Here is a 10,329-nt window from a genome sequence, read left to right as displayed (position 1 = left end):
CCAGCTCCAGCTCCAGCTCCAGCTCCAGCTCCAGCTCCAGCTCCAGCCACGGTCCCAGCACCCGCCCCGGGCACGGCCTCCGCTCCGGGCCCCGGCGTCGGTGCGACCGATTCCTGCGCCGGCCCCTTCTCCGTCGCGAGTTGCCCCTCCAGGTTGTCGACGAACTGGGCCAGCAGCTTCCCGCTGACCTCCTCGATGACCCCTCGGCCGAACTGCGCGATCCTGCCGGTGATCGTGAGGTGGGTGTCCACCGTCACCCGCGTCCCGTCGCCGTCCGGGACGAGCCGGGCGGTGACGCGGGCGTCGGCGTTTCCCTGGCCGCGGGTGTCGCGGCCGCGCGCGTGGAGTACCGCCGTACGCGCTTCGTCGTCCTTCTCCTCGAAGGAGACGACGCCCTTGTACTGGACGGTCATGGGGCCGACCTTCACCTTGACGACGCCGTTGTAGGTGTCGCCGTCCACGCCGGTGAGCTGGGCCCCGGGCATGCAGGGAGCGATCCGCTCCACGTCGGTCAGCAGGGACCAGGCCTGGTCGGGCGGCAGGTTCACTCGGAACTCGTTCGTGAAGTCCATGACGGACACACGATGGGCGCGGGCGGCCCGGCCGTCAATGAGCCCTTCAGGGTTTGCTTAACACGCCGCCCCCGGGACGCCCAAACCGGTGATCCGCCATGCTCCCCCAGCCCCGTCAGCTCCAGATCGTGACGTGGACCGGTGGTCGGAACTCGTTCATCGGAACGCCCTTGGACCGGGTGAGCACCGCCTGTGTCGCGGCCGGTGTCGTGACGAAGCGGCACAGCGCGGCGGCGGTCGTCGAGCGCCGTTCACCGGTGAGCGCGCTCGCGTACAGCATGCCGCCGGGCCGGGCGCGGGAGACGTGGAGGACGACAGGCGACCCACGGCGCAGCTCGTCGCGTACGACGTGGAGGAAAGCGATGGACAGCCCGGCCCCGCCTGCCACCGCGTTGAGAGCGGCCGTGACGCTGGGGAATGCCTTGGCCTTGGCGGCTCCGACTCCGACGTGGGACAGGAAGGTGCCGGACAGGGTGTCCGGGTCCAGTCCGGCCGGGCCCAACAGCCATGGCTCGTGGGCCAGTCGGGCGGGTGCCAGGCGCTTGCGGTGTCTGAGCGGGTGGTCCGGCGCCGCGACGACGACCAGTTGGAAGCGCAGAAAGGGGATCGACTCGATGCCCGGCTCCGGGCGCGACGCCGGGCCGATCGTGACATCGGCGCGGCGGTCGCGGAGCAGGTCGCCGAAGACCGCCACCGGCACAGCGAGGGTGTCGACGTCCAGGTCGGGCTGTCGCCGGCCGAAGGCCGCGAGCAGCGCGGGGAGGACCTGTTCTACGCCGGCCTCGGTGGACGCCACCCGCAGTTGGGCGGTGCCCGAGCCTGCCTGGCGGACCCGGTGGCGGGTCTCCTCGGCGAGGCCGACGATCTCGGCGGCTCCCGCGGCGAGGCGTCTGCCGCCCGGGGTGAGACTGATCCCGCCGGCGGCCCGGATGAAAAGCAGGTCGCCGAGTTCGCGGCGGAGCGCGGCGACCGCGCCGGAGACCGCGGCCTCGGTGACACCGAGCGACCCCGCGGCGCCCTTGACCGAGCCCAGACGGGCCACCGTGACGAATGCGCGGAGCTGAGTCAGCGTCATGTCCGCCATTACAACGGCTGTTCGACCGGTAGGACCCCCTCCGTTGCCCAGGTCTCTTAAGCATTCGCTTGAGTCGCCGTTGACCGCCTCACCCCTTCGCGCAATTGTTCCCCTCGGACCGCCGGAAACCGGCCAGGTCCTCAATCGACGGACGGCTCCCCCCGCGCGCTGCCTCGCCCGGGCGCGCCGGGCGGGCCCGGTCCGGGAGGGAGCGTGCCGTGCAGGTACCCGCTTCGTTCGACTACCAGCGCGCCGAGAGCGTGGACGAGGCGCTGGAACTGCTGCGGCGCCACGGCGAGGAGGCCCGGGTCGTGGCCGGCGGACACAGTCTGCTGCCGATGAAGAAGCTGCGCCTGGCCGCGCCCGAGGTCCTCGTCGACATCAACGACCTCCACGAGCTCGACCACATCGCCCTGGTCGGCGACGAACTGCGCGTCGGCGCCCTCACCCGGCACCGCACGCTGCTGGAGTCGGAGCTGGTCGGCCGGTACTTTCCCATCGTCCACGACGCGGAGAAGGTGATCGCCGACCCACCGGTCCGCAACCGGGGCACGATCGGTGGCTCCCTGTGCCAGGCCGACCCCTCGGAGGATCTCTCCGCGGTGTGCGGCGCGCTGCATGCCCGTGCCGTCATCCGCGGGGCGGGCGGCGAACGGATCGTCTCCATGGCCGACTTCCACCAGGGCCCGTACGAAACGGCCGTGGGTGTCGGCGAGATGCTGACCGAGGTGCGGCTGCCGGTCCTGCCGGGTGCGGGCAGCGCGTACGAGAAGGTCGAGCGCAAGGCCGGGGACTGGGCCGTCGCCGCGGCGGGAGTCGCCCTGACGCTGCGCGAGGGGCGGATCGCCGACGCGGGCGTGGGTCTGGCGGCGGTCGGTGCCGGGGCGCTGAACCTGCACGCGGTCCAGACGCTGCTGAACGGCAGCGAACCGTCCGAGGCGCTGTACGAGGAGGCGGGCCGGGTGGCGTCCGACAGCTGTTCGCCGGTCACCGACGGCCGGGGCAACGCCGAGTACAAGCGGCATCTGGCAGGCGAACTCACCCGGCGGGCGCTGCGGCGGGCGGTCGCCCGGGCCGGGCGGCCCATCGGGTCCACGGCAAGGGAGGCGTGAGGCGCATGCGGATCACCGTCAACGTCAACGGCTACGACCACACCCGGGAGGTCGAGCCCCGGCATCTGCTCGTGCGCTTCCTCCGCGACGACCTGGAACTGACCGGCACCCACTGGGGCTGCGACACCAGCAACTGCGGCACGTGCGTGGTGCTGATGGACGGGGAGCCCGTCAAGAGCTGCACGGTCCTGGCGGTCATGGCGGCCGGTCACGAGATCCGCACGGTCGAGGACCTGGCGGACGGAGACCAACTGGACCCCGTTCAGCAGGGGTTCATCGAGCAGCACGGTCTGCAGTGCGGGTTCTGCACCCCGGGGATGATGCTCACCGGCCGGGCCCTCCTGGACCGCAATCCGGATCCGTCCGAGCAGGAGATCCGCGAGGCCATCTCCGGCCAGCTGTGCCGGTGCACCGGCTATCTGAACATCGTCAAGTCCATCCAGTGGGCGGCGAGGAACCGGGCCGAGACCGACGGAGTCACGGAGATAGCAGGGAGTCAGTCATGACGGCCGTCGACGAACCCCGCGTCGCGCCCGCGCCGGACGAACGGCCCATCGGCTTCGGCCGGATGAAGCGCAAGGAGGACCCCCGCTTCGTACGCGGCAAGGGCCGCTATGTCGACGACATCCACCTGCCCGGCATGCTGCACGGCGCTGTGCTGCGCAGTCCGTTCGCGCATGCCCGCATCGTCTCCATCGACACCTCGGCCGCCGAGGCCCATCCCAAGGTCAAGGCGGTGATCACCGGCGAGACGCTCGCGGGTCTGGGCCTCGCCTGGATGCCGACGCTGTCCATGGACACGCAGGCCGTACTCGCCACCGACAAGGTGCGCTTCCAGGGGCAGGAGGTCGCGTTCGTGGTCGCCGAGGACCACTACGCGGCGCGCGACGCCATCGAGTTGATCGACGTCGAGTACGAACCGCTGGACGCGGTCGTCAACGCCCGCCATGCCCTCGACGCGGACGCACCCGTCATCCGGGACGACCTCGAAGGCCGTACGGACAACCACATCTTCGACTGGGAGGCGGGCGACAGCGCGGCCACCGACGAGGTGTTCGCGCGGGCCGACGTCGTGGTCGAGCAGACCATGCTCTACCCGCGCGTCCACCCTGCCCCGCTGGAGACCTGCGGGGCGGTCGCCGCCATGGACCCGGTCGACGGCAAACTCACCCTCTACTGCACCACCCAGGCACCGCACGCCCACCGCACGCTCTACGCCATGGTGGCCGGGATCCCCGAGCACAAGATCCGGGTCGTCTCCCCCGACATCGGCGGCGGTTTCGGCAACAAGGTCGGGATCTACCCGGGTTACGTGTGCGCGGTCGTCGGCTCGATCGTCACCGGACGGCCCGTGAAGTGGATGGAGGACCGCTCCGAGAACCTGATGAGCACCTCCTTCGCCCGCGACTACCACATGACCGGCGAGATCGCCTCGACCCGGGACGGGAAGATCCTGGGCGTACGGGTCAAGGTCCTCGCCGATCACGGCGCCTTCAACTCCACGGCGCAGCCCACCAAGTACCCGGCCGGCTTCTTCCACATCTTCACCGGCTCGTACGACATCGAGGCCGCCCACTGCCAAGTCACCGGCGTCTACACCAACAAGGCACCCGGCGGCGTCGCGTACGCCTGCTCCTTCCGGGTCACCGAAGCGGTGTATCTGATCGAGCGGATGGTGGACTGCCTGGCGGCCGAACTCGGCACTGATCCGGCCGAGTTGAGGATGCGCAACCTGCTGCGGCCCGAGCAGTTCCCCTACGAGAACAAGACGGGCTGGACCTACGACTCCGGCGACTACCCCGCCTGTCTGCGCAAGGCACTGGATATCGCCGGGTACGAGGAGCTGCGCAAGGAGCAGAGCGAGAAGCGCGGCCGGGGCGAACTCATGGGCATCGGGCTGTCGTTCTTCACCGAGACCGTCGGCGCCGGGCCGCGCAAGCACATGGACATCCTCGGCCTCGGCATGGCCGACGGCTGCGAGCTGCGGGTGCATCCGACCGGCAAGGCGGTGGTCCGGCTGAGCGTGCAGACGCAGGGGCAGGGCCACGAGACGACGTTCGCGCAGATCGTCGCCGAGGAGCTGGGCATCCCTCCCGAGGACATCGACGTCGTGCACGGCGACACCGACCAGACTCCGTTCGGGCTCGGTACATACGGCAGCCGGTCGACTCCCGTGTCGGGAGCGGCGGCTGCCGTGGTGGCGCGGAAGGTGCGGGACAAGGCACGGATCATCGCCGGGGCCATGCTGGAGGTCCACCCGGACGATCTGGAGTGGACGAAGGGCCGTTGGTCGGTCGCGGGCGATCCCGCGATGACGAAGACGATCCAGGAGATCGCGCTCGCCGCGCACGGGTCGCTGGAGCTGCCGGACGGTGTGGAGGGCCACCTGGAGGCGACGACCGTCTACAACCCGCCCAACCTGACGTATCCGTTCGGTGCGTACGTCTGCGTTGTCGACGTCGATTCCGGCACGGGCGCCGTCAAGGTGCGGCGCTTCATCGCGGTGGACGACTGCGGGACCCGTATCAATCCGATGATCATCGAGGGTCAGGTGCACGGCGGGCTGGCCGACGGGGTCGGTATGGCGCTGATGGAGTTGATCAGCTTCGACGAGGACGGCAACTGTCTGTCCGGGTCCTTCATGGACTATCTGCTGCCGACCGCGCTGGAGGTCCCGGCCTGGGAACTGGACCACACCGTCACGCCCTCCCCGCACCATCCGATCGGCGCGAAGGGCATCGGCGAGTCCGCGACCGTCGGTTCGCCGCCGGCCGTCGTCAACGCGGTCCTCGACGCGATCGGCGTACGCCACGCCGACATGCCGCTGACCCCGAGCCGGGTGTGGCAGGCGCTGCACCGGGGCGAGGTGGAGGCACCGCAATGAGCCCCGCCGCACCCCCACTTGAGGCACGCATGGCCGAACTGACCGGACGGCACGTGCCGTTCGTGAAGGCCACCGTCGTTCGCGCCCGTCGCCCGGCGAGCGCGCGGCCGGGCGACACCGCACTGGTCCTCGCGGACGGCCGGGTCGAGGGCTTCGTCGGAGGTGCCTGCGCGGAGGCCACCGTACGGGTGCAGGCGCTGCGGACGCTGCGCAGCGGGGAATCGCTGCTGCTGCGCATCTCACCGGAGGAGACGGCGGACGGCGCCGGGGAACCGGTCGTCGAGGAGGGGGCGGTGAGCGTCGCCAATCCGTGCCTGTCCGGCGGCGAGTTGGAGATCTTCCTGGAGCCACTGCGGCCCGTGCCGCGCGTGGTGGTCCTGGGCGAGTCCCCCATCGCCCGCGCGTTCGCGGCCTTCGGGCCGGTGCTCGGTTACGAGATCACGGAGGCGCCCGGCGCCGAGGGGATCACGCCGGAGGACCTGGCCGGGAGCCAGGCGCTGGTGATCGCCTCCCACGGCCGGGGCGAGGAGCCGGTGCTCGTCTCGGCCGTGCGCGCGGGGGTGCCGTACATCGGGCTTGTGGCCAGCCCCAGGCGCGGGGCGGCGGTGCTGGACGGTCTGGCGCTCGATGCCGAGCAGCGCGCGAGGATACGCACACCGGCGGGTCTGTGGATCGGTGCCCGCACGCCTGGCGAGATCGCGGTGTCGATCCTCGCGGAGGTGATTCAGGCGGTGAGGGGGCGCTCCGTGGAAGTGGAGGCTGAGGCGCCTTCGGAGACTCCGGAGACCGGCTCGGTGACGGCCGTCGATCCCGTGTGCGGGATGACGGTCTCCGTCGCGGACGGCACCCCGTACTCCGACGGGGGCGGCGACGAGCGCCGCTGGTTCTGCTGTGCCGGCTGTCGTGCCGCGTACGAGAAGGACCCCGCCCGCTATGCGAAGGCCGACGCCTCGTGAGCGAGTACGTCGAGCGCTGTCTGCCGGGCGTGGAGAGTCTGCGCGCGGCGCTGGACTCGCTGGGCTATCTCGCCGACGACGGTCTGGCCACCGCGCTCTTCCTCGCCCTGCGCCTGCCGCAACCGCTGCTTCTGGAGGGCGAGGCGGGCGTCGGCAAGACCGAGGCGGCCAAGGCGGTGGCCGCGATCCTGGGCAGCCCGCTGATCCGGCTGCAGTGCTACGACGGTCTGGACGCGGCCGAGGCGCTGTACGAGTGGAACTATCCGCGCCAACTGCTCGGCATCCGCCTGGCCGAGTCCCGGTACGAACAGCTCAGTGATGCCGATCTGTTCAGCGAGGAGTATCTGCTGCGGAGGCCCGTGCTCGCGGCGCTCACCCACCCCGGCCCGGCCCCCGCCGTGCTGCTCATCGACGAGATCGACCGCGCCGACGACGACTTCGAGGCGTTTCTGCTCGAAGTACTGGCCGAGGCGGCGGTGACCATCCCGGAGATCGGCACCATCCGGGCCGCCGTGCCGCCCGTCGTGCTGCTCACCTCCAACCGCACCCGTGATCTCCATGACGCGCTCAAGCGCCGGTGCCTCTATCACTGGATCGACTATCCGGACACGGAACGGATCGTCGAGATCGTGCGCCGCCGGGTACCCGGGACGTCGAGGGAACTGGCGGTCGCGGTGTCGGCGGCGGTAAGGCGGCTGCGGGCCCTGGACGTGCAGAAGGCCCCGGGCGTCGCCGAGACCATCGACTGGGCCTCCGCGCTGAACCTGCTCGGCGTGCCCCGTCTCGACGCCGAGATCGCCGGGCGCACGCTCGGCTCCCTGCTGAAGTACCGCGAGGACCAGGAGCTGGTGCGGGAGCGCGGCCTGGACTGGCTGGTCGCGGGCCGACAGCTGTGACCGCGACGGCGGTTCCGCTCTTCGACCGGGCAGAGTTCGCGGGCCGGCTCGGCGCGGAACTGCGGCACGCAGGGGTGGGAGTGACTCCGGAGCGCTCGGTGCGGTTCCTGGAGGCGCTGCGTCTGCTGCCACCGGTGGACCGTACGGCGCTGTACTGGACGGCACGGCTGGCGTTCGTGACGGATCGCGAGCAGATCGAGCCGTTCGAGAGGGTCTTCGACGCGGTCTTCGCGGGCGGGTCCCGCTCGGTGGCAGTCCGCAGAGCCGGTGCCGAATCCGAGCCTGCGCCAGGCACCGGCCCCGAAGCCGGTCGGCACCCACCGCTCTCCGGCATCGGCTCGGATCCCACCCGCGCTCCCCTGCCGGGCGGCGCCTTCGGCGAGGCATCGGACCGTGACCGTACACAGACCCCGGACAAGGACCGGCGGGCCGAGGAGGTACCGACGGCGGGCACCACGGCCGAAGTCCTCGCCCACAAGGACTTCGCTGCCCTGGACCCCGCCGAACTGGCCCAACTCAACCGGCTCCTCGCCCTGTTGACTCTCAAGGCACCGCTGCGCCGCGGCCGCCGCCAGGAGACCGACCGTCGGGGCCGCCGCATCGACCTGCGCCGAACCCTGCGCACCGGCCAGCGCACCGGCGGCGAGGCGGTACTGCTGGCCCGCAGCCGCCATCGTCTGCGGCGGCGACGGCTGGTGCTGCTGTGCGACATCTCCCGCTCCATGGAGCCGTACACACGCGCCTACCTCCGCCTCTTCCCACGAGCGGCGGCCGGTGCGGCGGCCGAGGCGTTCGTCTTCGCCACCCGACTCACCCGTCTGACCCCCGTCCTGCGGCACACCGGCCCGTCCGGCGTGGACGCCGCGCTGCGCCGAGCGGGCGCCGCCGCGTCCGACTGGTCCGGCGGCACCCGCATCGGCCACGCACTGGCCGAGTTCAACAACCGCTTCGGCCGCCGGGGCATGGCACGCGGCGCCGTCGTGGTCATCTTCTCCGACGGCTGGGAGGGCGAGGACCCCACCGCCGTCGCCCGCGAAATGGCCCGCCCCGCCCGCCTCACCCACCGCATCATCTGGGTCAACCCCCGCAAGGCGGCCCCCGGCTACACCCCACGCACCGCAGGCATGACCGCCGCGCTCCCCTACTGCGACGCATTCGTGAGCGGCCACAGCCTGGCAGCTCTCATGGAGGTGGTGGAGGCGATCGCGGGCAACGAGGCGGCTCCCGGTGTGTAGGGCGGGCCGGCTTCGCGGGCGGGACCTACGCTGGCGATTCGGTGTCAGGTGTCCGGCCCAAGTCCCGCGTTCGACCAGGAGGTACTCGTGGAGTCATCCGGCGACAACCCGCAAGCCGTTCCGGCTCTCCGTCGTCCGCCCCGTCAAGTCGACAGCCTCCTGTGGGAACCCAGCGAGCGTTGGGTGCGCGGGACGAAAGGCGATGTGACTGTCGTCGACAGTCGGCGGCCGGTGCTGGTGTGGGAGCCCGGTCGGCCGGTGCCGTTGTACGCGTTTCCGCGTGAGGACGTGCGTACGGATCTGTTGCGGGAGACGGAGAAGTCCGCCGGGCGGCCGCACGCCGGGACGACGCTCTTCTACGACCTCGACATCGGCGGTGAGACCATCGCCGGCGCGGCCTGGACGTATCCGGGCGAGGAGTTGGGCTCGTACATCTCGTTCGAGTGGTTCGGGCGGGAGGTGCTCGACCACTGGTACGAGGAGGACGAGGAGATCTTCGTTCATCCGCGTGACCCGCACAAACGGGTGGACGCGTTGCCCAGTTCGCGGCATGTCCAGGTCGAGATCGACGGCACGGTCGTCGCGGACACCCGCACGCCGATCCTCCTCTTCGAGACCGGTCTGCCCGTGCGGTACTACCTCCCGCGCGAGGACGTACGCCTCGGTCTGTTCACGCCCGGCGACCTCACGACCCGCTGCCCCTACAAGGGCGTGGCGACCGACTACTGGTCGTGGCCCGGCGAGGACGTACCGCCGAACATCGCGTGGAGCTATCCCGACCCTCTCCCGGCCGTAGGTGTCATCAAGGACCGGGTGGCCTTCTTCAACGAGGCCGTCGACATCACGGTCGACGGGGAGCGGCTCGAGCGGCCTGTCACCGAATTCATCAAGCCTCGGAAGTGATCAAGCCTCGGGAGTGATGAGGGCGGTCGGAGACCGCGTAGTCGTCAGCCTGTGTCGGGGGTTGGGTCTCCTGGAGCGATCAGGCCGGTCTCGTAAGCGAGCACGACCGCCTGGACGCGGTCTCGGAGGTCCAGCTTCGACAGGATGCGGCCGATGTGGGTCTTGACCGTGGTGGGGCTGAGGAACAGGCGGTCCGCGAGTTCGGCGTTGCTGAGGCCTGTCGCGAGCAGCCGGAGCACCTCCAGTTCGCGTGGGGTGAGGCCGGACAGGTCTCGGTGGAGGGTCGGCGGCCGGGGCTCCTCGCGGTGGGCGAAGCGTTCGATCAGCCGGCGGGTGATGGTGGGCGCGAGAAGCGCGTCGCCGGACCGCACCAGGCGGACGGCAGCCACCAGGTGCTCGGGGGTGACGTCCTTGAGCAGGAAGCCGCTGGCCCCGGCGGTGAGGGCCGCGTAGACGTAGTGGTCGAGGTCGTACGTGGTGAGGATGATGACCCGGGTGTCGCCCGGGCCTTCGTCTCCGAGGATCCGCCTGGTCGCCTCGATGCCGTCCATCCGCGGCACCCGGATGTCCATGAGGACGACGTCGGGCCGGGTGCGCCGGACGGCGGCGACCGCCTCGGCCCCGTCGGGCGCCTCCGCCGTCACCTCGATGCCGTCGGCGGCGAGGATCATCCCGGAGCCCGTACGGACCAGGGCC

At 71.1% G+C, this 10,329-nt stretch carries 10 protein-coding genes; 7 read left to right on the top strand and 3 right to left on the bottom strand.

What is annotated here, in order from left to right:
- Window positions 1-572, bottom strand: a 572-nt coding sequence (locus tag O3Q52_RS40265) for an SRPBCC family protein (protein ID WP_269653517.1), incomplete at its 3' end; no start/stop codon positions are given.
- Window positions 573-687: 115 nt separating this feature from the next.
- Window positions 688-1,647 carry a LysR family transcriptional regulator gene (locus O3Q52_RS40260; RefSeq protein ID WP_269653516.1) on the bottom strand — a complete coding sequence of 320 codons (960 nt, stop codon included), beginning with the start codon at window positions 1,645-1,647 and terminating at the stop codon, window positions 688-690.
- Window positions 1,648-1,865: 218 nt separating this feature from the next.
- Here O3Q52_RS40260 and O3Q52_RS40255 point away from each other — a divergent pair, with 218 nt between their 5' ends.
- The 7 genes from O3Q52_RS40255 (at window position 1,866) to O3Q52_RS40225 (ending at window position 9,633) form a co-directional block, all read left to right on the top strand.
- Window positions 1,866-2,759 (top strand): xanthine dehydrogenase family protein subunit M, encoded by an 894-nt coding sequence (locus O3Q52_RS40255; RefSeq protein ID WP_269653515.1) that lies wholly within the window; start codon window positions 1,866-1,868, stop codon window positions 2,757-2,759.
- Between the two features lie 5 nt (window positions 2,760-2,764).
- On the top strand, window positions 2,765-3,265 hold the full coding sequence (locus O3Q52_RS40250; RefSeq protein ID WP_269653514.1) for a (2Fe-2S)-binding protein: 501 nt from the start codon (window positions 2,765-2,767) through the stop codon (window positions 3,263-3,265).
- Window positions 3,262-5,643, top strand: a complete 2,382-nt coding sequence (locus tag O3Q52_RS40245) for an aerobic carbon-monoxide dehydrogenase large subunit (RefSeq protein WP_269653513.1) — start codon at window positions 3,262-3,264, stop codon at window positions 5,641-5,643. The genes O3Q52_RS40250 and O3Q52_RS40245 overlap by 4 nt, the downstream gene beginning before the upstream one ends.
- A complete protein-coding gene (locus O3Q52_RS40240) occupies window positions 5,640-6,599 on the top strand; it encodes an XdhC family protein (RefSeq protein ID WP_269653512.1) in 960 nt (319 codons plus the stop codon). The genes O3Q52_RS40245 and O3Q52_RS40240 overlap by 4 nt, the downstream gene beginning before the upstream one ends.
- Window positions 6,596-7,495, top strand: coding sequence for a MoxR family ATPase (locus O3Q52_RS40235; protein ID WP_269653511.1), 900 nt, complete (start codon window positions 6,596-6,598; stop codon window positions 7,493-7,495). The genes O3Q52_RS40240 and O3Q52_RS40235 overlap by 4 nt, the downstream gene beginning before the upstream one ends.
- Window positions 7,492-8,730 carry a VWA domain-containing protein gene (locus O3Q52_RS40230; protein ID WP_269653510.1) on the top strand — a complete coding sequence of 413 codons (1,239 nt, stop codon included), beginning with the start codon at window positions 7,492-7,494 and terminating at the stop codon, window positions 8,728-8,730. The genes O3Q52_RS40235 and O3Q52_RS40230 overlap by 4 nt, the downstream gene beginning before the upstream one ends.
- A 204-nt stretch (window positions 8,731-8,934) precedes the next feature.
- A complete protein-coding gene (locus tag O3Q52_RS40225; RefSeq protein ID WP_332112986.1) occupies window positions 8,935-9,633 on the top strand; it encodes a DUF427 domain-containing protein in 699 nt (232 codons plus the stop codon).
- Window positions 9,634-9,677: 44 nt separating this feature from the next.
- Here the strand turns inward: O3Q52_RS40225 and O3Q52_RS40220 are convergent.
- The coding region (locus tag O3Q52_RS40220) for a response regulator transcription factor (protein WP_269653509.1) at window positions 9,678-10,329 on the bottom strand (652 nt) is incomplete at its 5' end.

The sequence above is a fragment of the Streptomyces sp. ActVer genome (assembly GCF_027270795.1).
Lineage (GTDB): Bacteria > Actinomycetota > Actinomycetes > Streptomycetales > Streptomycetaceae > Streptomyces > Streptomyces umbrinus_A.
Note: the sequence above shows the minus strand (reverse complement) of the source record. Positions and strands in the feature narration are given on the sequence as shown.